Here is a 20,984-nt window from a genome sequence, read left to right as displayed (position 1 = left end):
CACCCTCCCCTTTATGGGGAGGGTCGGACGAAGTCCGGGGTGGGGTGGCGCCACATGCCTTGCTGACTTCATCTCGAACATAAATCAAGGGCGGTGGTTCTCACCCCACCCCGACGCTGCGCGTCGACCCTCCCCATAAAGGGGAGGGTAAGGAAAGAAGGAAGTTACAGTGTCTGAAGCAGAAGGTTTGCAGAGCACCGGCGCAGCCACCAGTGGCGGCTGGGGCGCGCTCGGCCGCGTCAAGGCGATGAAGGGCAAGCTTAGGGACGGCAAGCCCGTCTTCGGCGCCTGGCTGAGCCTGAACGATCCGGCGGCTGCCGAGATCCTCGCCCGCACCGGCTTCGACTTCCTGCTCATCGACATGGAGCATGGCCCCTGGGACCTGGTGACGCTTCAGCACACGCTGATGGGCTTCAACGGCACCGACACCGTGCCGGTGGTGCGCGTGCCCTGGAACGACCATGTCCGCATCAAGCAGGTGCTCGACATGGGCGTCGAAGGCATCATGGCGCCGATGGTGCGCACGGTGGAGGAGTGCCGCGATCTGGTGCGGGCCTGCCGCTATCCGCCGGTCGGCGCCCGTGGCTTCGGCCCGCGCCGCGCCTCCAACTACTACCGCAACATCGAGGATTATGTCGCGGCGGCCAATGAGGCGCTGTTCGTGATGCCGCAGATCGAGGACATCGCTACGCTCGACGTGCTGGACGAATTCCTGGCCGTGCCGGGCATCGATGCGGTGGCCATCGGGCCGAATGACCTTTCCGGCACCACGGGCCTGTTCCGCCAGCACCAGCACCCCACCAACAAAGGCGCGCTCGACACCATCATCGCCAAGGCCAAGAAGGCTGGCGTGCCCGTCAGCCTCGGCATCAATACCAAGCCCGCCGACCAGCGCGCCCTTATCGAGCGCGGCGTGCTCATCCTCACCACCACCTCGGATCTCGAACTGCTGGCCGCGGGCTCGCGCCAATCGCTGGAGGCCAACCGGCAGGCGATCGCCTGAACCTAGTCATCCCGTGCGCATCGCAGCGCGCAGTGGTGCGATGCAGACACGGGACCGCCCGCCGTGGGACGCCTCTCTCATCTTGCGGTCCCGCATCTGCGCCGCACCACTGCGTGTTGCAGCGCGTGCGGGATGACTTCTCAACGTGGGAACCGTCACATTGCAAACTGGTATCTTGTATGGTAGTCGAATATCCACACGCTCGCGAAGAGCGAGGAAATCAACAGGGAGGAACTAATGCGTCGCCGTAGCCTCGTTGCCGCGGTCGGAAGTCTGCTGTGCGCTGCCCTGATGGCCAGCGCGGCCTCCGCCGAACCGAAAACCAATCTGTTGCATCAATGGTCGACCGGCTCCGACGCGGATGCCATCGCCAAGCTCGGGGAACTCTTCAAGGCCGCCGGCGGCACCTGGGAACAGACCTCCATCGCGGGCCATACCGCCAATACGCTCGCCAAGCTGCGCGCCGACGTGGTCGCCGGCAACGCGCCACCCGCCGTCCAGCTCAAGGGCCCTGAAATCGCCGAATGGAACGACACCGGCAAGACCGCCAATCTCGACGCCCTCGCCGGTGACGAAGGCTGGGACAAGGTGGTGGCGCCTGAATTGCTGCCGGTGATGAAGCCGAAGGGCTCCTGGGTCGCCGCTCCCATGAACATCCACCGCATCAACTGGCTCTGGGGCTCGACCAAGGCGATGGCCAAGGCCGGCATCACCGATCTTCCCAAGAACTGGTCCGAGTTCAATACCGATTGCGACAAGGTGGTGGCCGCGGGCCTCATTTGCATCGCGCACCTGTCGCAGGACTGGAGCGATGCCACCGTCTTCGAGAACGTCGTCTACGGTCAGGACATCGATCTCTTCCGCAAGGCCTTCGTCGAAGGCAACGTGGACGCCCTGCGCAGCCCGGGCATGATCAAGGCCTTCGATCAGTTCCGCCTGATGGTGTCCAAATACATGGACAAAGGTATTTCCGGGCGTGATTACGACGCCGCCTCCAACATGATGGCCAATGGCCAGGCCGCCTTCTTCATCATGGGCGACTGGGAGGTCGGCACCCTCACCGCGGCAGGCTTCAAGCAGGGGCAGGACTATGTCTGCGCTCAGGCACCGACCGACTGGGGCAAGCCCGGCTTCATCCTGAATTCGGACTCCGTGGTGTTCTTCACCCAGAAGGACCAGGACTATATCGACGGCCAGAAGCTCCTCGCCCACCTCATCATGTCCAAGGACTTCCAGACCATCTTCAACAAGGCCAAGGGCTCCATTCCTGCCCGGCTGGACATCACCCTCGATGGCTTCAATCCCTGCCAGCAGAAGTCCCAGGAAGATCTGAAGGCCTCGATCGAGGCCGGCACGCTGGTGCGCTCGATGGCCCATAACATGACCGTTCTGCAGAAATTCCGCGGCGCCATGATGGAAACCATTACCGAATTCGTGAACACGCCCGACATGTCTTCTTCGGACGCCGCCAATGCCATGGCGGATGCCGTGCAGGCACAGATGTAAGGACAGGCGTCGCGGCCGCGCAATCCATCCGGAATGAAACGTGACGCAGCAGCAATCTCTCCCCCTGTGGGGAGGGAATACAAGGGTGGGGGGCGCTGGGCGGAAGATGCAGCTCACTTGAAGAAAGGGCGTGCCAAACAATGTCTGCAGTTGCACCTTCAGCGTCATCAGCCTCGGCAAGCGAGTATCGCCGGTCCTGGCGCGACCGCCTCGGCGAATATGTGCCGCAAATCGTGCTGGCGCCTTGGGTGCTCACCAGCTTCGTCTATGTCTTCGGCTTCACCGCCTGGACCTTCTACATCTCGCTTTCCAACTCCACGCAGCTGCCGACATATCAATATGAAGGCTTCGGCCACTACGTCTCGCTGTGGAAGAATGCGCGCTGGAACATCGCCTATACCAATCTCTTCGTCTTCGGCGTGTTGTTCGTGGCGGGCGCCATGGCGATCGGCCTGCTGCTGGCCATCATGATCGACCAGCGCGTGCGCTTCGAATCCGTCTGGCGCACCATCTACCTCTATCCCCTCGCCGTCTCCTTCGTGGTCACCGGCACGGTATGGAGCTGGCTTTTCAATCCCACCGCGGGTTTCGAATTCTTCATGCACAATCTCGGCTGGTCGAGCTTCCAGTTCCGCTGGATGACCAATCGCAACTGGGCGATCTATGGCGTCGTCATCACCGGCATCTGGCAGTCCTCCGGCTTTGCCATGGCACTCTTCCTCGCCGGGTTGCGCTCCGTCGATCACGACCTGATCAAGGCCGCGCAGATCGATGGCGCCAGCGTGGCCCGCATCTATCGCAAGATCGTCATCCCCACGATCCGGCCGATCTTCATAGCGGTGATCGTGGTGCTCCTGCAATTTGCCACCAAGACCTTCGATCTCGTGCTGGCCCTGACAGGCGGCGGACCGGGCGTTTCCACCACGTTCCCGGCCATCTATGTCTATGACTTGATGTTCCAGCGCGGACAGATCGCCGAGGGCGCCGCCGCCGCGATGATGATCGTGGCAGCCATCGCGCTGATCCTCATCCCCTATGCGCTCTGGCAGGCCTGGCGCAAGCGTCGGGAGGAAAGCCATGGCTGACTTCAGCTACGATCCCCTTGCGACCTCCGGCAGTTGGAAGCGTTCTCGCGCCAAGATCGGCGTCTATGCCATCCTGGCCCTGTTCGCCGCCTATTACCTGCTGCCGCTGGTGGTGATCATCCTCAATTCCTTCCGCGACCTGCCGGAGATCGCGCAGAACGGCCTGATCGCCTTCCCGCGCAGCTTCAATCTCAAGGGCTGGTACGAGGCCTGGAATACCTATTGCGTCGGGGGCACCTGCGAGGGCGTGAAGGGCAATTTCTTCAATTCGCTGCGCATGGCCATTCCGGCCACCATCATCTCCACGGCGATCGGCGCCATCAACGGCTACATCCTGTCGAAATGGCGCTTCCCCGGTTCGGAATGGATCTTCGCCGGCATGACGCTCGGCGTGTTCATGCCCGGCCAGATCGCCCTGCTGCCATGGGCCTATATTCTGGGCACGATCGGCCTCACCAACTCGACCTACGGCCTCGTCCTCGTTCACACGGTGCAGGGTTTGTCCTTCACCACCCTGTTCTGCCGGAACTATTACGTGAACGTGCCGGACGAGCTGATCAAGGCCGCCCGCATCGACGGCGCCGGCTTCTGGCGCATCTTCCGCAAGATCATCCTGCCGCTCTCCCCGCCCATCCTGATCGTCACGGTGATCTGGCAGTTCACCGGCATCTGGAACGAATTCCTCTATGGCGTCGTCTTCACCTCCGGGCGCGAGCAGCCGATCACCTCGGCCCTGGTGGCACTGACCATGAACGGCACCAATGTGCGCGAATATGACGTGATGAGCGCGGCAGTGCTGATCGGTGCCCTGCCACCCCTGCTGATCTATTTCTTCGGCGGGCGCTATTTCGTGCGCGGGCTCACACAGGGCGCGATCAAATAATTCCTCTTGAGCAATGAGTTGGCGGAATGACCTCACTCACCATTCGAAATCTGCGCAAGAGCTACGGCGCCCTGGAAGTGCTGCGCGGCATCAATATCGAGGCGCGTCCCGGCGAGTTCGTCGCCCTGGTCGGCCCATCCGGCTGTGGCAAGTCCACTCTGCTCTCGATGATCGCCGGGCTCGAAAGTATCACCTCCGGCGATATCCTCATCGGCGACCGGGTGGTGAACCAGGTACCACCCAAGGACAGGGACATCGCCATGGTGTTCCAGTCCTATGCGCTCTACCCCACCATGACCGTGCAGGAGAACATCACCTTCGGCATGGAAAGCCGCAAGGTGCCGAAGGCCGAGCAGATGCAGGCTTTGGCACGGGTTGCGCAACTCCTGCAGATTGAGCCGTTGCTGAAGCGCCGCCCCGCGCAGCTCTCCGGCGGCCAGCGCCAGCGCGTCGCAATGGGACGGGCGCTGGTGCGCGATCCCGCCCTGTTTCTGTTCGACGAACCGCTCTCCAACCTCGACGCCAAGCTGCGCGTCGAGATGCGTTCCGAGATCAAGAAACTGCATCAACGCGTTGGCAAGACAACCATTTATGTCACGCACGATCAGGTCGAGGCGATGACGCTGGCCTCACGCATCGCGGTGATGCACAAGGGCGAACTGCAGCAATTCGCCGAGCCTCAAACCATCTATGATCGCCCCGACAACAAATTCGTGGCCGGCTTCATGGGCGCCGCGCCGATGAATTTCCTGAGCGCCGAGGTCACCGGCGAGCAGGGTTCGTCTCTGGCCCTTGCCGGCACCACTGGCACGCCGGTGACGATGAACCTTGCCGTTCCCCTCAACGGTAAGGCGACAACACGCAGCGTGCTGCTGGGCGTTCGTCCCGAACACATCACCCTGCACCATCCCGAGCGGGGTCCGGGCAAGCGGGCCTGCGCCGTGGTCTCGGCACCGGTCGAGATCGTCGAGCCGATGGGAGCGGAGACCATGGTGAGCCTGCGCCTTGCCGGCAACGAGATCATCGCCCGTTTCGAGCCCGACGATGCGCCGGAGGTCGGCCAGACCGTGCCGCTGTCCGTCGACATGTCGAAGGTCTGCGTGTTCGACGCACAGACAGAACGCCTGATCAATTAGCTCCTGGGAGCGCGGACGTCTCGTCCGCTCTTTCTCAATCGTAATTACGACTCGTTTCCGAGAGCGGACGAGACGTCCGCGCTCCCAGGAAGGCCAGCAAGACGCCCGCGATCCCGCCCCTTCTTTATCCCCCAATCCCTTTTCAGCAAGGACCATTGCCGTGACTTTCGCCCGCTACTCCAGCCTGCAGAATCGCGTCGCCTTCATCACCGGCGGCGGCTCGGGTATCGGCGCCAGCATAGTCGAAGCCTTTGTCGAACAGGGTGCGCAGGTCGCCTTTGTCGACATCCTCGAAGACGAGTCGAGGGCCCTTGCCGAACGCCTTGCGGAAAAGGGCAAAAAGCCCCTCTTCATCGCTTGCGACCTGCTCGACATCAAGGCGCTGGACGTCGCCATCACCACGGTGCGCGATACGCTCGGGCCCATTCAGGTCCTGGTCAACAACGCCGCCAACGACACGCGCCAAGAGGTCGATGCCGTCACCGAGGCCGATTGGGACCGCACCATGAGCCTCAACATCAAGCACCAGTTCTTCGCCGCCCAGGCGGTCGGCCGGCAGATGCGCACGCTCGGCGCCGGCTCGATCATCAACTTCTCCTCGATCGCCTGGATGGGCGGCGCTGGAGCGATGACGACCTACGCCACCGCCAAGGCGGCCGTGGTCGGCCTCACCAATTCACTGGCCCGCGAATTCGGCCCCTCCAACATCCGCGTCAACGCCATCGCCCCCGGCGCCGTGATCACCGAACGCCAGAAGCGATTATGGGTGAGCGAGGACGACATGCAGATGTTCATCGAGCGCCAATGCATGAAGCGCTCGCTGGTGCCGGATGATATCGCCCGCACGGCCCTGTTCCTTGCCGCCGATGACAGCTTCATGCTCACCAAGCAGTGCATCGTCGTGGATGGCGGGCTGAGATAGCACTCCCAGCTATTTCAAATGCGGGCTCTCGAAGCCGAGCCTCTTGAGGCCCGCCTGGATCTCCGGGATCCTCATGAACAGGTCCCAGATCAGCCCGGTGCGGTGATTCTCGATCATCACCACGATCGGGCCCTGGTCGATGGAGAGATAGGTCTCGGCAAACCAATCCTTCCCCTCGTTGAAAGCATCGACAAAGCCGAAGCGGCCCCAGACCTTGTCGCCATGTTTCCTCAGGAAATGCCGGAGCGCCGCCATCGCCTCCCCGGGCGCATAGGGGAAGCTCGACAGGGCGGCCGTTGGGCTGATCGTGCCATTGTCGTTGCTCGGCATATGGGCGTCGTAGCCCGCCGGATCGTCGCTCGCCGTCAGGCCCCAGCAATCCGGGCCGTAGCCCTTGTGGCCATGCGGGTTGATGACGCAATGCCGGTGGTTGATCAGGGTGTGCGCGACATTGTGCTGCCAATAGTCGGCATAAGCGTCCTTCAACCCGCGCGGGTCGAGTCCCAGGAAGGAATAATGCGCCCAGAACAGCGGGCCGCCGCGGTCGGGGCCTATCGGCAGCTCGATGCCATAATAGGTGCTCGGCGGGCCATAGTCGCGGGCCTGCACGAAGCCGCGGTGATAGGCAGCCGGGTCGATGGGATAGCGCGGCGCTGAAACCGCCATGAGATAGACGACCAGGCACTCGTTCCAGCCATGGATGTCATGGTCGAGCACGAAGCCGTTGTTCGGGCTCCAGTGCCAGTAGAGCGTATGGCGGCCCTGCGTGTACCAGTTCCACTCGATCTCGCCCCACAGGCCGGTGATGCGGTCGCGCAGGCGCTTCTCGGCCGGCGTGTCGGCATCGAAATATTGGCGGGCGCAGAGCAGGCCCTGGAACAGGAAGGCGGTTTCGACGAGGTCGCCGCCATCGTCCTTGCGGCTGAAGGGCCAGACCCTGCCTGTTTCGCCATGCATGAAATGCGAATAGGCGCCGTGGAAGCAGGTGGTCGGCTCGATGATGTCGATGATCCGGGTGAGTCGCGCCAGTCCCTCGGCGCGGGTGATCCAGCCGCGCTCGATCGCCACGATCATCGCCATGACGCCGAAGCCCGTGCCGCCGGTCGTCACCAGGTCGCTGGGTGTATCGACGGTGCGGGTGGTGCGGTCTCGCGCCATGCCGCTGACAGGCTCGGCGCCCTCCCAGAAGAAGCGGAAGGTCTGACGCTGCACCGCCTCCAGCAGGGCATCGTCCGACAGTTCGAGGAGTTCGGCGGCCGTATAGGGCCCGGATGCCGAGCCTGCCTTCGCGGCAGCCTTGTCATCAGCCGCGACGGCCTTCTTGCTCGCCTTCTCGGCTTTGGCAGCTTTCTTCCTGGTGCCCTTGTCTTTCGCCATCGTCCGTCTTTCCGCCCTGGCAGGTCAAACCCCAGCCGCCCCAGTTTCTGATATTTCAGTTCAAGTTTTCACGATTTCGTATTGAAATCAAATGTCATCTCCAAACCCCCAAAAGGATTGCCGGGTGTTTTCGGGGGGGTCGGGATCCTCGTGCTCGAGGACGCCACGGTCGTTGACCAGATGCACCGTGCGCGGAAACACCTCCGCCCTGGCGCCGACCCGGCCGATATGGATGATCGCGGACTTGGCAAGATCGTTCTTGATGACACCATAGGCCTTGTCGCGCGTTTCCTCGTCCAAGCCTTCCAGCGCCTCGTCGATGACGATCCAGGCCGGTTTCTGCAAAGCAAGCCGTGCAAAGGCGAGCGCCTGTTGCTCCTCATCGCCCAGATCCTTGTCCCAGCGCACATTGCGGTCGAGATCGGACGTCAGATGGCCGAGGCCGATCGAAGTGAGCGCCCTCTTGAAGTCCTCCTGCTCGAACTTCGCCACGGGCTGGGGATAGGACAGCACCTGCCGCAGCGTGCCCTGCGGCAGATAGGGCCGACGCGGCATGAAGGTGACCTGCTCGTCCTTGGGCATGCTGATATTGCCGTCGCCAAAGGGCCAGAGACCGGCAATGGTGCGAAACAGCAATGTCTTGTTGGCACCGGCTTCGCTGACCACCAGCACTCGGTCGCCGCCCTTGATGTCGACCTTCTCCTCCTGAAGCCTGGTTCGGCCGGTGGGCGATTCGATCACCAGCCCATCGAGCTTGATCTCGCCGTCCTCGGAATCGGTGAACTCGATGCGGCTGGCATTGGATTGCAGCTTGTCGACATCGGTCACGGCGTGGCGGAAATTGGCGACGCGCAGCAGCGTGGCGCGCCAGTCGGCGATCAGGCTGAAATTGTCGACGAACCAGCGCAACTGCGACTGGACCTGGTTGAAGGCCCCCACGGCGAGCATCAGGCCGCCAAAGGTCAAGTTGCCGGCGAAGTAGATCGGCGCGGCAACCAGAAAGGGGGCGAGATTGGTGAACCAGCCATAGCCCGATGTCACCCAGGCGAGCTTGGTCGTGGCGGTCACCAGCCGCCGCATTGCCATCAGCACCGCTTTGAGATCGAGGTTGAGCTGGCGCTCCTCGTCCTTCTCGCCATTGTTCAGCGAGATGGCGTCCACATGTTCGCTCACCCGCACGAGGGAAAAGCGAAACTCGGCCTCGCGGGCATAACGGTCGGCGTTCAGGCTGATCAGCGGGCCGCCGACGTGCCAGGACAGAAGCGAGGCTGTAATGGCATAGAAGACGGCCGCCCAGACCATATAGCCGGGAATGGCGAGGCTGTAGCCATAGACCTCGAAGACGAAGCCGCTCGATGCGTTCCAGAGGACAGCGATGAAGCTGACCAGCAGGATCGAGGCAGACAGCAGCCCGATGCCGAGATCAGTCGACAGCTCCGTAAGATGGCGCGCGTCCTCATGCAGGCGCTGGTCGGGATTGACGCCGATCTTGCTGGAATTGGCCAGACGGAAGGCCCGGCGGGGCTTCATCCACTGACCGACGAGATCCTCTACCAGCCCCTGGCGCAGCTTGAGCTTGACCATGTTGTTGAGCCAGACCTGCGTCACATTGAGGATCAAGAGGCCACCGGCAATGGCCAGGAAGACCAGAATCTGCTGCAGGAACTCGGACAGATCCTTGCGGGCGAGGGCATCGTAGAAAGGTTGGTTCCAGGCGTTGAGCAGGATTTGGAAATAGGCCGTGACGATAATAACCAGGAAGACGCCGACGACGAGGAGGAGTAATTGGTTACGGTGTGGAGAACTGATGAAGGCACGGCCCATCGTGTTGAGCTGCAGGAGCAGCCCACCCATGGATTGTTCGGACTGCCCGGGCTTGTCCGGCTCGTTGCTCGGCTCTTCGGCAGCAGTTCCGCCGGTTTGTGCAACCATGAATCACTCTCCGCCGCGACTATAGCCGGTCATTGACGAGAGTCATCCTCAAGCATGCAGACAGGCCAGCAGGCCACAGGCTCGGGGAAAAGCGTGCGCGTGTTTATGCGCCTATTTGCATGATTGCGCTTGATTCATGCAACATGACGCGTCATAAGGCAGAGGTCTCATGAAAGACCGAACCTGCTATGGATACTGACGCCGCTTTTGACACCAGCCTCATCCCCGCCGAACGGCAGCGCCTGCTGCTGGAGCGCATCGAGCAGGATGGCCGCATCGCCTCGGCGCAGGCCGCCCTCGATTTCGCCGTCTCCGAGGACACCATCCGGCGGGACCTGCGCGAACTCGCCGATGCCGGCCTGGTCGAACGCGTGCATGGCGGAGCGCTGCGCAAATCGAAATCTTCGCATCGCTTCGACAAGCGTGTGGTCACCAATGAAGCGCAGAAGGCACAACTGGCGAGCCGCGCGCTTGCTTTCATCGCGCCGGAGATGGTCGTCCTGCTCGACCAGAGCACCAGCAATCTGATGCTGGCCCGTCAGTTGCCGGTTGATGCCGGTCTCACCGTCATCACCCCCTCACCCGATATTGCCGTTGCCACGCTCGATCGCGGCGTGAGCAAGCTCATGCTGGTGGGCGGCATGATCGATCCTCTCTCGCGTAGCGCCATCGGTGCCGGCGCGCTGGAGCAGATCGCCGGCATGAAACCGGATCTTTGCTTCCTGGGCGCCTGCGCGGTGGATCTCATCGATGGCGTGACGGCCGTCGACTACGAGGATACCTGCCTCAAGCGCGCGATGGTGGCCGCCTCGCGCTCGGTCATCGCCCTCATCACCGCCGACAAGCTCGACACCAGTTCGGCCTACAAGATCGCCCCCTTCAGCCGCCTCGACCATATGGTCACCGAGCGGGGTGTTTCCGGCGCCATCCTGCAGCGCTACTCGAACAGCGGCGTGGAGATCCATCTTGCCTGACAGCGCACGCCCCCTCACCGGTTGGCCGGTCTGGCACCCCACCGCCGCCATATTCTTCGTCAATGGCGCACTCTACGGCGTATGGGCCACGCAGATCCCGCTCGCCAAGATCCGCCTCGGCCTCGATCCGATCGTGCTCAGCACGGCCCTGCTGATGCTGGGCGCCGGCGCGGTGATCGCCATGACCGGCAGCGGCTGGGTCATCCAGCGGCTTGGCACGGCCACCCTGATCCGCATCAGCGGCCTGTTCTTCTGCGCGCTGTTGCCGCTGATCTCGCTCGCGCCCAATGCCGCCGTGCTCTGCGCCATCGTTTTCCTGTTCGGCGCCAGCGGCGGCTGCATGGATGTGGCGATGAATGCCGACGCGTCCCGGGTCGAGAAGGAGGCCGGACGGCCCTATATGTCTTCCTTCCACGGCATGTGGAGCCTCGGCGGCTTCGTCGGCGCAGGCCTTGCCACGCTGATGCTCGAATGGACGGGCGGCTCGCTCCAGGCCCTGATCATGGCCGTGGTCCTGTTCGTCCTCTTCGCCTGGGGCCAGCGTGGGCTCGGCGCCGGCCATGTCGAACGCATTGCCGGAACCTCGCAGAGGCACTCGCTGCGCCCCGCCTTCCTCGCTTTGCTCATCGGTGTCATGGCGGCCCTGACCTTCAGTGGCGAGGGCGTGGTGCTCGACTGGGCCGCGATCTTCCTGCGCGAACATCTCGGCGCCGATCCCGCGATTGCCAATGTCGGCTACCAGGCCTTCGCCGGCTCGATGGCCATCATGCGGTTCTTCGGCGACGCGATCCGCCGTCATATCGACGGCGTCACGCTGGTGCGGGGAGGCTGCCTGCTCGCTTTGGCTGGTCTGCTGCTCGGCCCGCTCTCCGGCAACGTCTATATCGGCATTCTCGGCTATGCCCTGACCGGTATCGGCTTCTCCAATATCGTGCCGGTGCTGTTCAGCGCCGCTGGCGCCATGCCTAGGCCCGAGGTGCAGATCGCGGCGGTCTCCACCATGGGCTATGCCGGTCTGCTGGCAGCGCCGCCACTGCTCGGCGTGGTCGCCCACGCCACCTCCCTCGCAGGCATCTTCTATGTAGCGGCAGCGGGGACGGTGATTGTCGCCGCCCTGGCCTGGACTTGCGCGCAGGGCGCGGGTACCACGCGCCGGGTTACAGAAGCGGGCTGACGAGACGGGCGAGGTTCTCCGCCAACTTGCGGATCCACAGGCGCCTGCGCCAGACGTCGAGCGCCAGGAGGTCGCTGTTGGCGATGTAGTTTTCCTGCATGCGCCGCAATTGCAGCCCGATCTCGCGGTCGTAGATGACCACGGTCACCTCGGAATTCAGCACGAAGGAGCGCATGTCCATGTTGCTGGAACCGATCAGCGCCAGATCAATGTCGATCGAGACATTCTTGGCATGCAGGAACTTGTCGCGGAAGAGATGGATCTTCACGCCTGCGGCGAGCAGGCCGGTGTAATAGGATTCCTGGGCAAAGCGCACCAGCTTCTGGTCCGACACCTTGGGCACCACGAGATGGACCTCGACGCCGCGCAGTACCGCGATCTGCATGGCCCTCTGCACCGGCTCGCTCGGCACGAAATAGGGCGTGACGATCACCACATGCTGCAGGGCGGAGTGAACGGCGGTGACGATCAGGCTCTCAATGCCGCCGACCCGGTAGTCGGGGCCGCTCGGCAACACCTGGGCCGTGAGGGTGCCGGCTGCCGGCATCGACGACATCACGCTGTCGACCGGCAATACCTCATCCGTCTCCAGGAACCAGTCGGCCACGAAGACCGCCTGCAATTCCAGCACGATCGGCCCTTCGAGCCGGAGCATCAGTTCCTGGTTGCCAGCGTCGACGAGCGTATCGGCAGCGATGATGTTCTGTGAGCCCGCATAGGCGACCTGGCCGTCGATCACCGCGATCTTTCGATGGTTGCGCAGGTCCGCCCGCGCCGACTTGCGGCGGAAGAAGGTGATCGGCAGAATCAGATGAACTTCGACACCATAATCCAGGAGCGTGGTGCGCACCTCTCGCTCCCAGGGCCGCGAGCCGAGCGCATCGATCAGCACGCGGCATGTAACGCCCCGTTCCCGGGCACGCCCCAGCGCTTCCATGACCTTCTGGCCGACCTCGTCGCTGGCGAAGATATAGAAGAGCAGATGCACATGACGCTCGGCGGCCTCGATATCGGCGACGAGACGCTCAACCATGCGGGCATAGTCGGCCAGGAACTCTGCCTTGGCTCCCTCGATGACGGGCAGCCTGCCCAGCTTCTCGATCAGGATGGCGGCTCGGGTGAAACGGCGCGGCAGCTTTTCACGAGCAACTTCCGTGAGCTCGAGAATCTTGTCGGCCGAGAGCTTGAGGACGGTGGGCAGGCGCTCGAAACGCCGGCGGCGCCAGCGCGGATAGGTTGCACGCCCGATCAGCAGATAGAGCGCTAGAGCCGGCCAGGGCAGAAACATCACCAGCAGCAGCCAGCTTCGCGCCGCCTCGGAAGTACGTCGGAACGGCACCACCACGATCATGATGAGCCGGATGGCCCATTCGGAATAGAAATAGGCCCAAGTCAAAGCGCTGAGGTCCAGAGCGCTGAAGTTCAACAGCGGCAAAGGAAAGGGCCTTTCCAACAAAACACCCACGCAGCGGGACTGCGTGGGTGCAATCTACTCAGGTGAGGACCTGAAAGCCAGTGGCCTTACGGGCACTGCACGCGGCGATAGTGTGCATTGCCATATTCATCATACCAACGGCGCGTGCAGGCGCGCGGTGTGGTCTCGGCGCCGACGATGGCACCGGCAGCACCGCCGAGCACGCCGCCGACAACGGCGCCGCCGGCCGAATGGGTGGCCAGGCCGCCGATGAGGGCGCCGCCACCGGCACCAATCGCGGCACCACCTAGCGCACGGTCAGAGCGCGAATATTCCGAGCAGCCAGCGAGCAAAAGCCCTGCAGCTGCGACGACCAAAAGCTTCTTCATGAGAGATCCTCCGTGAACGCCGTTCCATATTGATCATATACAGATACAACTGAGAGCAAAGCGCAATTCTTACATCATGCACATCATGAACCGGAGATGAATGATAATGTAAGCTTTACCCTCTGCTTTCGCTGCAGCCGCATCCAGCCCCGAGCCGGCATGCCTGCCGCCGACTCAACCAGTCAGACGAATAACACCGACATACAAACTTCCGTACCGAAAACAAGTTCCGGCGCCATTTTCCCAATTTTGTCGGAAGAATCTCCGCGACAAGACTGCCTTCGCAACTGCGAAATGGCCGCTTGCGCCAGAGGGCCATGACCATTAAGCGGGAATGGTTGTGTGATCTCGTTCGGAGCGACAAGCGATGGAAGCGCTCTTCATCGGCCATGCCTATATCGACGTGACTTTCGTCGCGGATGACATGCCCCAGGGCGACGACAAGTCGGTCGCGAAGGATTATGCGGTTGCCTTCGGCGGCAACGCGACCACGGCTGCCTTCTGCTGCGCCAAGCTCGGCGTGATCCCGGACCTCATCACCACCAATTCCAATGACTGGCTCGGCCGGATGTTCATGGACATGGCCGCCAAATACGGCATCTCCGTTCATCCAAGAAAGGTGAGGCGATCCTCGCTTTCCTTCATCATGCCGAAGGACGGCAAGCGCGCCATCGTGCGTGCCCGTGACGACGAGTATCTGCACCCCTATCCGCACCTCAATCTCGGCAATTGCCGGGCGTTGCATCTCGACGGGCACCTTGCCGACGCCGCGCTCTATTATGCCAAGGAGTTCCGCAAGCTCGGCCGCCTGGTCTCGCTGGACGGGGGCGGCCTGCGCTCGAACACCGACGAGTTGCTCAATTTCGTCGATGTCGCTGTTGTCGCCGAGCGCCTGTGCGAGCAGATGCATCTCAGCGAGACCGAGATGCTCGACTATCTCAAGAGCAAGGGCTGCAAGATCGCCGGCGTGACTGCCGGCGAGCGCGGCATGCTCTGGTATGACGAGAGCGGCAAGGTGCAGCGCATGCCGGCGCTGAACGTGCCGAAGGCCGCCGTGGTCGACACCAACGGCGCCGGCGACATCTTCCACGGCGCCTATATGTATTCCTATCTCAGCCGCCCGCTCTCGCGCTGGGAGGAGCATTTCCGCTTCGCGCGCGGGGCCTCCACCCACGCGATCCAGTATCTGGGCAACGAGGCGAAACTGCCGACGCGCGCCGATATCGAATCCATCGAGACGCGCTTCCAGCCCGTCCCCGTTGCCTGAGGATGGGCCAAGCGGGGCCTCCTGAGGCTGCCGGGACCCGTCATGGCCACTTATGTCGCGCTTCTCTACAGCATCGTGCTGACGCCGCAGCGACGGGTCGTCATGAGCGACCTGCGCGCCATGGCGACGGAGCTCGGTTTTGAGCGGCCGCGCACGCTGGCCTCCACCGGCAATCTCATCTTCGAGACGGACTCAACGCCCGTTCAGCAGTTGGAAAACCGTCTTGAGGCGGCCTTTGCAGCCCACTTCGGCAAGCCGGTCGATATTCTCGTCCGGGAGGCGACGGCCTGGCGCAAGACGGTTGCCGGGAATCCCTTTCCCGCGGAATCCGCGCAGGATGGCAGCCTGGTGGTGCTGCGCATCATGCGAAGGCCGCTGGACCCAGCCCTCACCCAAAAGCTGGAGCCCTATCGCTCGCCGCCGGAAAGCCTGGCGATCGTCGCCGGGGACCTGTGGGTCTCCTTCGCGGGGCGGCCGAGCGAATCGCGCCTGCTTGGCGCCCTCACCACCCGGCGGCTTGGCATCGGCACGTTCCGCAACTGGAATACGGTGCGCGGCCTCGCGGATCTGCTGGATTGAGATTTTCCCGCCGCTCGCGCGCAGTTTCCGCCCCTCGGAACCGGCCGCGGCCCTTCAGCCCACCGCCGACGCCGGTTCCCAGCGTTCGAGATTCTCCGAGCGTGGCTTTGTGTAGAGCATGGGATTACGGTTCATCAGGAGCACCAGGGTCAGGAACACCTCCGTGCTGCAGGGCGAATGATTCTCGATCCGTGAAATCGTGCCGAAGCTTACGCCTGTCAGAGCCTCGAATTCACGCATGCTCAGATGGCGTTTCGAACGCTCGGTACGGATATCCCCGCCGAACCTCTTCCAGTCGACCTGCAAAAGTGAAGCCGTCTTGGTGTTCCTGTTTGCCTTGAACGCCGCGTAGTCCGCCATATCCCATCCATTCAAAGTCGGGCGCCCTCCCGTGCCCGATGCCGCATCACACACAATGATGCTGGCGCGTCCCCACTACGGTGCCGGACCGGAAGCGACGATTTCGCGCGGTTCCTCGTGTCAAAACGAGAGTGACCGGCCAGCCCTTGCAATGCCCTCACCTCGCTGTCAGCGGCCGGCAGGCCATTGAAGCGTTTCGCGAATGTAACGTGGACGGGGTACCAGCGTTATGATCTGCGTCTCATCAGGTTTGTCGTTTTGTCTCAAAATGCCCTTCCTGCAAAAATATTCTGCGGAGTGAACAGCGCAGCGTGACAGTGAACACGGTGGCTCCGCTGATCCCCGATTGACTCCACGCCCATAAATTTCGATCTACAGCCATTCCGGATTGCTGATTTTACTCCCCCACAAGGATCATCCATGGCCTCCCTGCCCCGCCACGCCGGTTCACATCGCCCTCGGCTCGACCTGCGGCGGCGAATCGCGCCCAGCCTGCTCGCGCTCGTCCTGGCAGGTACTGTCTCGGGCGGAGCGTTTGCCCAGGCCAGTAGCCCGCCTCCGCCGCCGCGCATCATCATCGGCACGAGCAGCGACGACGGGTCGGGAACCAGCGTCTTCGGCAATGTCGAGCTTTCCTCTCCCGGCGGGGCATCTGTCCATATCACCCGCCTGACGCTGACGAACTTCAAGCACGAGAACGGGCGGTTCCAGGCGGATGATGCCAAGCTCGAAGGTGTCGAGATCAGGCTGGGCGAGGCCGGTCCGGGCACCCTGGAAATCCCGAGCGCATCGCTGCACGCGCTATCCGGCGCCCTGCCCGACAAGGCTGCCCTGTCCACCAGCGCCTCGCCAGGAAGCCTGCCGCCGATCGCTGGGCTATTGCTGGCGGCCAAAGCCGAACGGATCGAAATTCCGCAGATGCAGATCGGGGCAGGTGATCGCAGCGCCACCTATGCCGACATCGTGCTGATCAATCTCGACAGCGGCAGGCTCGCCAGCCTCGCCGCCGGAAAGGTCATGGCCGTCCACAAAGGCTCGCAGATCAGCCTGGGCAGCCTTCGCCTCGGCGGGGCGGACTTCAATCCCTATGCGGACTGGCTCGATAACAGCCGGGCCGCCAAGGCAGCGCCGGGACTGAAGACGGTCTATGACAGCTTCGAGCTCAACGATATCGGCCTGAACGAGCCGGATGGCTCAAGCCGCCTCAAGAAGGTCACGATAGCGGGACTGAAGCTTGCTCCGCCCAACCTCAAGCCGTCGGAACTCGCGGATACCCTTGAGAAGATGGGTGCTGACAACACCTATGCCGACCGGCATCCGGCGGATGTCGTCCGACTGGTCCGGACCGTGCTGCCGGCGTTCTCGCTCGACAGCGTCACCCTCGAAGGGCTCGATATTCACAGCACAAAGGACCGGCCGGTCTCGGCTGCCCTCGTTCGCATCGAAGCCATTTCGGGCAGTGCTATCGGTGAAATCCGTTTCGGCGATATCGCTGGCGTTTCCAACGATGACAACCAGCCCTTCACGCTGGGTTCGCTGTCGCTGCGCGGTTTCAGCGTCGGCAATCTTGACAAATTCCTGGATGCGATCGCGGCGGGCACGCCGCCGAAGGCGGTTGATATCGAGGATTATCCGCAAGTGCGGGCCGCCAGCTTCGCCATGAGCGATTTCAGCGGCGAGAGCCCAAAGCAAGGGCCGATCCGTGTCGAGGGCTTCACGCTCGACGCGCCGCAATGGACGGGCCTGTTGCCGTCCCAGCTCAGCCTGCATCTCAAGGGCTTGTCGGGAAAGACCGGCACCCTGGATGATGCCGACGGACGCGCGACCCTCGAGAAGTTCGGGATCGACACCATGGTGATCAATGCAGACGCCAATCTCGCCTGGGCGGAGGCCGACAAGACCCTCGCCTTCGGCCCGACATCGGCCGAGATCGAGAAGGTCGCCAAGGTCTCCCTCAACGGCACCATCGGCAATGTGCCCAAGAGCCTCTTCCTCAACCCCGCCAGTTCCTACCCGGAACTGCTCTCCGCCGACATGCGCGGCCTGTCCATCGGGCTGGAGGAGCGGGGCGGCATCCGCAAATTGCTCGACATCTCGGCCAAGGAGAACAATGCCGACGTCGAGCAACTGCCGAAGGCGCTCGCTGGCCTGGCTTCAGCCAGACTGACCGGCCTGATTGGCGCGGTGAACGCCGAGAAGATCGCAGCAGCCCTGCAAACCTTCCTCAGCGACCCCGGCCGGCTGCAGATCGACATGACCACCAGCACGCCTATCGCCCTCGCCCCGCTGGTGATCGGCGGCGCCGACCAGTTGCTCGACCAGATCCGCAACAATGTGACGGTGGACGCCAAGGCGGATTGAGGTTGCCCTTACAGGGACGGGCGAGCGACGTCATTCCGGGCGACCGAAGGGAGACCCGGGATCCATGAACACTATCCTTCCAAGGTTGTGTTCATGGATTCCGGCGTTCCCACTCACAAACAGAGTTTGTGAGGATACGCTGCAGCCGGAATGACGTCACGGTTCTATTCTACACCGATGGCTCAATAATCGGAGCCATCGATATCAGCTCTGCACGGTCTGTGCTTCCACCACCGCCACGGAGGTCATGTTGACCACGCCGCGCACGGTGACGTCGCGGCTGAGGATATGGGCCGGCTTGGCGGCACCGATCAGGATCGGGCCGACAGGCAAGGCGTCGGCCAGCATGCGGGTGAGCTGGAAGCCGATATTGGCGGCATCGAGGTTGGGCATCACCAGCACATTGGCCTCGCCCTGGAGACGGGATGAGCTCAGCTTGAGATCGCGCAGCGTCTCCGACAGCGCCGTATCCGCCTGCATCTCGCCATCCGCCTCCAGGTCAGGCCGCTGCTCGGTGAGCAATTCCAACGCGCGACGCATCTTGCGGGCGGACTCGGTGTCGTAGGTGCCGAAATCGGAATGCGACAGCAGCGCGATCTTGGGATCGATGCCGAAACGGCGCACATGGTTGGCGGCGAGGATCGCCATTTCGGCAATCTCCTCGGCGCAGGGATCGGGCTTCACCTGCGTATCGCAGATGAAATAGGCGCCCTTGGCGGTCAGCACCAGCGAAAGCGCCGAATAATCGCGCACGCCCGGCGCCAGGCCGATGATCTGCCGGACATAGCGCAGATGACGCATATAGGCGCCCTCGAGGCCGCAGATCATCGCATCGGCATCGCCGCGATGGAGGGCAAGCGAGGCGATCACCGAGGTGTTGGAGCGCACGATGGTGCGCGCCGTGTCCGGCGTGACGCCGCCGCGACCGGCAAGCTGATGGTAGAGCGACCAGTAATCCTTGTAGCGTGGGTCGTCGGCCGGATCGATGACCTCGAAATCCCGTCCCGGCTTGACGGTGAGGCCGAAGCGCTGGATGCGATTCTCGATCACCGAAGGGCGGCCGATCAGGATGGGCTTGGCGAGCCCCTCCTCCAGCACCACCTGGGCCGCACGCAGCACGCGCTCGTCCTCGCCCTCGGCATAGACGACGCGCTTGGGATCGGCCTTGGCGGCAGTGAAGAGCGGCTTCATCAGGAAGCCGGAGCGGAAGACGAAGCGCGTCAGGCTCTCCGAATAGGCCTCCAGGTCGGTGATCGGGCGCGTGGCGACGCCCGTCTCGTTGGCGGCGCGCGCCACGGCAGGTGCGATGCGCAGAATCAGGCGAGGATCGAAGGGCGAGGGAATGAGCGAGTCGGCCCCGAAGCGGCGCGTTTCGCCGCCATAGGCGCGGGCAACCACGTCGGAAGGCGTCTCGCGGGCCAGCGCAGCGATCGCCTCGACGGCGGCATGCTTCATCTCTTCATTGATCGTGGTGGCGCCGCAATCGAGCGCGCCACGGAAGATATAAGGAAAGCACAGGACATTGTTGACCTGGTTGGGGAAGTCGGAGCGGCCGGTGCAGATCATCGCATCGGGCCGCACCTGCTTGGCGAGTTCCGGCATGATCTCTGGGAAGGGATTGGCAAGCGCCATGATCAGCGGACGTGGGGCCATTTTGGCCACCATTTCCGGCTTCAGCACCCCGCCGGCCGACAGGCCCAGGAAGACATCCGCGCCTTCGATAATCTCGTCGAGCGTGCGGGCCGACGTCTCCTGCGCATAGGGCTCCTTCCAGGGATCCATCAGCTCGGTGCGGCCCTTGTAGACCACGCCCTTGATGTCGGAGACGAAGATGTTCTCGCGCCTGGCGCCGAGCGAGACCAGGAGGTTGAGGCAGGCGAGCGCTGCCGCACCTGCGCCCGAGGCGACGATCTTCACCTCGGCGATCGACTTGCCGGAAAGCTCGAGCCCGTTGCGCACCGCCGCACCCACGATGATGGCCGTGCCATGCTGGTCGTCGTGGAAGACCGGAATCGACATGCGCTCACGCAGGAGCCGCTCGACCTCGAAACATTCCGGCGCCTTGATATCCTCGAGATTGATGCCGCCGAAAGTCGGTTCCAGCGCCGCCACCACGGTGACAATCTTGTCGATCTCATTGGCGTCGATCTCGATGTCGAAGACGTCGATGCCGGCGAACTTCTTGAACAGGACGGCCTTGCCTTCCATCACCGGCTTGGAGGCCAGGGGGCCGATATTGCCAAGACCGAGCACGGCGGTGCCGTTGGACACCACCGCCACGAGATTGGCGCGGGTGGTGAGGTTGGCGGCCTCGGCCGGATCGGCATGGATGGCTTCGCAGGCGGCGGCCACGCCCGGCGAATAGGCGAGCGCCAGGTCGCGCTGGTTGCCGAGCGGCTTGGTCGCCTGGATCTCGAGCTTACCTGGCCTGGGATGGCGATGATAGATCAGCGCACCCGCGCGCAGATCCTCGGACATGGTCGAGGCGCTTGGCGTTGCGGGAGGCGTCGCGCCGGACTGGCCATCGGACATGGAGTTTCCCATCCTGTTGTGCGGGCGGGCTCCGTGAGCGGCCCCCGCCTCATCTTCTTATACTTCCCTAGCTGTCGCGTACTGCAGCCC

17 protein-coding genes are annotated in these 20,984 nt (G+C 63.2%); 11 read left to right on the top strand and 6 right to left on the bottom strand.

Translation table 11 applies throughout. The features are described 5' to 3' along the window. Nucleotides 1-169 precede the first annotated feature (169 nt). From QQL24_RS08730 to QQL24_RS08705, 6 genes are all read left to right on the top strand, one after another. Entirely contained in the window at nucleotides 170-1,003 is an 834-nt protein-coding gene (locus QQL24_RS08730; RefSeq protein ID WP_284311592.1) for an HpcH/HpaI aldolase family protein, read from the top strand. Nucleotides 1,004-1,240: 237 nt separating this feature from the next. Continuing rightward, nucleotides 1,241-2,509 (top strand): ABC transporter substrate-binding protein, encoded by a 1,269-nt coding sequence (locus tag QQL24_RS08725; protein ID WP_284311591.1) that lies wholly within the window; start codon nucleotides 1,241-1,243, stop codon nucleotides 2,507-2,509. A gap of 140 nt (nucleotides 2,510-2,649) precedes the next feature. Further along, the gene (locus tag QQL24_RS08720) at nucleotides 2,650-3,594 is read left to right on the top strand and encodes a carbohydrate ABC transporter permease (protein WP_284311590.1); all 945 of its coding nucleotides are present in this window, start codon (nucleotides 2,650-2,652) and stop codon (nucleotides 3,592-3,594) included. Next, nucleotides 3,587-4,477 carry a carbohydrate ABC transporter permease gene (locus tag QQL24_RS08715; RefSeq protein ID WP_284311589.1) on the top strand — a complete coding sequence of 297 codons (891 nt, stop codon included), beginning with the start codon at nucleotides 3,587-3,589 and terminating at the stop codon, nucleotides 4,475-4,477. Before QQL24_RS08720 ends, QQL24_RS08715 begins: the two co-directional genes overlap by 8 nt. A 26-nt stretch (nucleotides 4,478-4,503) precedes the next feature. Next, the gene (locus tag QQL24_RS08710; protein ID WP_284311588.1) at nucleotides 4,504-5,613 is read left to right on the top strand and encodes an ABC transporter ATP-binding protein; all 1,110 of its coding nucleotides are present in this window, start codon (nucleotides 4,504-4,506) and stop codon (nucleotides 5,611-5,613) included. A 160-nt stretch (nucleotides 5,614-5,773) separates the two neighbouring features. Beyond that, nucleotides 5,774-6,535, top strand: coding sequence for an SDR family NAD(P)-dependent oxidoreductase (locus QQL24_RS08705; protein WP_284311587.1), 762 nt, complete (start codon nucleotides 5,774-5,776; stop codon nucleotides 6,533-6,535). Nucleotides 6,536-6,544: 9 nt separating this feature from the next. Here QQL24_RS08705 and QQL24_RS08700 read toward each other — a convergent pair whose 3' ends face one another. Both QQL24_RS08700 and QQL24_RS08695 read right to left on the bottom strand, forming a co-directional pair. Further along, nucleotides 6,545-7,912 carry a glucoamylase family protein gene (locus QQL24_RS08700; RefSeq protein ID WP_284311586.1) on the bottom strand — a complete coding sequence of 456 codons (1,368 nt, stop codon included), beginning with the start codon at nucleotides 7,910-7,912 and terminating at the stop codon, nucleotides 6,545-6,547. An 87-nt stretch (nucleotides 7,913-7,999) separates the two neighbouring features. After that, nucleotides 8,000-9,844: an ABC transporter ATP-binding protein/permease gene (locus QQL24_RS08695; RefSeq protein ID WP_284311585.1), complete on the bottom strand. Its 1,845-nt coding sequence runs from the start codon at nucleotides 9,842-9,844 to the stop codon at nucleotides 8,000-8,002. Nucleotides 9,845-10,032: 188 nt separating this feature from the next. Here QQL24_RS08695 and QQL24_RS08690 point away from each other — a divergent pair, with 188 nt between their 5' ends. Beyond that, nucleotides 10,033-10,818, top strand: a complete 786-nt coding sequence (locus QQL24_RS08690; RefSeq protein ID WP_284311584.1) for a DeoR/GlpR family DNA-binding transcription regulator — start codon at nucleotides 10,033-10,035, stop codon at nucleotides 10,816-10,818. After that, entirely contained in the window at nucleotides 10,811-11,992 is a 1,182-nt protein-coding gene (locus QQL24_RS08685; protein ID WP_284311583.1) for an MFS transporter, read from the top strand. Before QQL24_RS08690 ends, QQL24_RS08685 begins: the two co-directional genes overlap by 8 nt. Here the strand turns inward: QQL24_RS08685 and cls are convergent. After that, nucleotides 11,976-13,445: a cardiolipin synthase gene (gene cls, locus QQL24_RS08680; protein ID WP_284311582.1), complete on the bottom strand. Its 1,470-nt coding sequence runs from the start codon at nucleotides 13,443-13,445 to the stop codon at nucleotides 11,976-11,978. The two genes, QQL24_RS08685 and cls, sit on opposite strands and share 17 nt — an antisense overlap. Before the next feature lie 68 nt (nucleotides 13,446-13,513). Next, the gene (locus tag QQL24_RS08675) at nucleotides 13,514-13,795 is read right to left on the bottom strand and encodes a YMGG-like glycine zipper-containing protein (RefSeq protein WP_284311581.1); all 282 of its coding nucleotides are present in this window, start codon (nucleotides 13,793-13,795) and stop codon (nucleotides 13,514-13,516) included. 367 nt (nucleotides 13,796-14,162) lie between these two features. Here QQL24_RS08675 and QQL24_RS08670 point away from each other — a divergent pair, with 367 nt between their 5' ends. Further along, complete coding sequence (locus tag QQL24_RS08670) at nucleotides 14,163-15,062, top strand: sugar kinase (RefSeq protein ID WP_284311580.1); 900 nt, start codon at nucleotides 14,163-14,165, stop codon at nucleotides 15,060-15,062. A gap of 42 nt (nucleotides 15,063-15,104) precedes the next feature. After that, the gene (locus QQL24_RS08665) at nucleotides 15,105-15,641 is read left to right on the top strand and encodes a DUF1697 domain-containing protein (RefSeq protein WP_284311579.1); all 537 of its coding nucleotides are present in this window, start codon (nucleotides 15,105-15,107) and stop codon (nucleotides 15,639-15,641) included. Nucleotides 15,642-15,695: 54 nt separating this feature from the next. On the opposite strand, the gene QQL24_RS08660 is transcribed toward QQL24_RS08665, so the two are convergent. After that, nucleotides 15,696-16,001: a helix-turn-helix domain-containing protein gene (locus QQL24_RS08660; RefSeq protein WP_284311578.1), complete on the bottom strand. Its 306-nt coding sequence runs from the start codon at nucleotides 15,999-16,001 to the stop codon at nucleotides 15,696-15,698. A 420-nt stretch (nucleotides 16,002-16,421) separates the two neighbouring features. Here QQL24_RS08660 and QQL24_RS08655 point away from each other — a divergent pair, with 420 nt between their 5' ends. After that, nucleotides 16,422-18,362 (top strand): hypothetical protein, encoded by a 1,941-nt coding sequence (locus QQL24_RS08655; RefSeq protein WP_284311577.1) that lies wholly within the window; start codon nucleotides 16,422-16,424, stop codon nucleotides 18,360-18,362. Nucleotides 18,363-18,566: 204 nt separating this feature from the next. Here the strand turns inward: QQL24_RS08655 and QQL24_RS08650 are convergent, their stop codons facing one another. Next, the gene (locus QQL24_RS08650) at nucleotides 18,567-20,894 is read right to left on the bottom strand and encodes an NADP-dependent malic enzyme (protein ID WP_284311576.1); all 2,328 of its coding nucleotides are present in this window, start codon (nucleotides 20,892-20,894) and stop codon (nucleotides 18,567-18,569) included. Nucleotides 20,895-20,984 lie beyond the last annotated feature (90 nt).

The sequence above is a fragment of the Labrys miyagiensis genome (assembly GCF_030160835.1).
In the GTDB taxonomy this organism is placed as follows: Bacteria; Pseudomonadota; Alphaproteobacteria; order Rhizobiales; family Labraceae; genus Labrys; species Labrys miyagiensis.
The sequence above is the reverse complement of the archived record's forward strand: the minus strand, read 5'-3'. Positions and strand labels throughout refer to the sequence as shown.

Excerpts from the sequence above, each read along its gene's own strand:
- QQL24_RS08725 (WP_284311591.1), top strand. The coding sequence starts at position 1,241 with ATGCGTCGCCGTAGCCTCGTTGCCGCGGTCGGAAGTCTGCTGTGCGCT.
- QQL24_RS08720 (WP_284311590.1), top strand. The coding sequence starts at position 2,650 with ATGTCTGCAGTTGCACCTTCAGCGTCATCAGCCTCGGCAAGCGAGTAT.
- QQL24_RS08715 (WP_284311589.1), top strand. The coding sequence starts at position 3,587 with ATGGCTGACTTCAGCTACGATCCCCTTGCGACCTCCGGCAGTTGGAAG.
- QQL24_RS08710 (WP_284311588.1), top strand. The coding sequence starts at position 4,504 with ATGACCTCACTCACCATTCGAAATCTGCGCAAGAGCTACGGCGCCCTG.
- QQL24_RS08700 (WP_284311586.1), bottom strand. The coding sequence starts at position 7,912 with ATGGCGAAAGACAAGGGCACCAGGAAGAAAGCTGCCAAAGCCGAGAAG.
- QQL24_RS08695 (WP_284311585.1), bottom strand. The coding sequence starts at position 9,844 with ATGGTTGCACAAACCGGCGGAACTGCTGCCGAAGAGCCGAGCAACGAG.
- QQL24_RS08690 (WP_284311584.1), top strand. The coding sequence starts at position 10,033 with ATGGATACTGACGCCGCTTTTGACACCAGCCTCATCCCCGCCGAACGG.
- QQL24_RS08675 (WP_284311581.1), bottom strand. The coding sequence starts at position 13,795 with ATGAAGAAGCTTTTGGTCGTCGCAGCTGCAGGGCTTTTGCTCGCTGGC.
- QQL24_RS08670 (WP_284311580.1), top strand. The coding sequence starts at position 14,163 with ATGGAAGCGCTCTTCATCGGCCATGCCTATATCGACGTGACTTTCGTC.
- QQL24_RS08665 (WP_284311579.1), top strand. The coding sequence starts at position 15,105 with ATGGCCACTTATGTCGCGCTTCTCTACAGCATCGTGCTGACGCCGCAG.
- QQL24_RS08660 (WP_284311578.1), bottom strand. The coding sequence starts at position 16,001 with ATGGCGGACTACGCGGCGTTCAAGGCAAACAGGAACACCAAGACGGCT.
- QQL24_RS08655 (WP_284311577.1), top strand. The coding sequence starts at position 16,422 with ATGGCCTCCCTGCCCCGCCACGCCGGTTCACATCGCCCTCGGCTCGAC.
- QQL24_RS08650 (WP_284311576.1), bottom strand. The coding sequence starts at position 20,894 with ATGTCCGATGGCCAGTCCGGCGCGACGCCTCCCGCAACGCCAAGCGCC.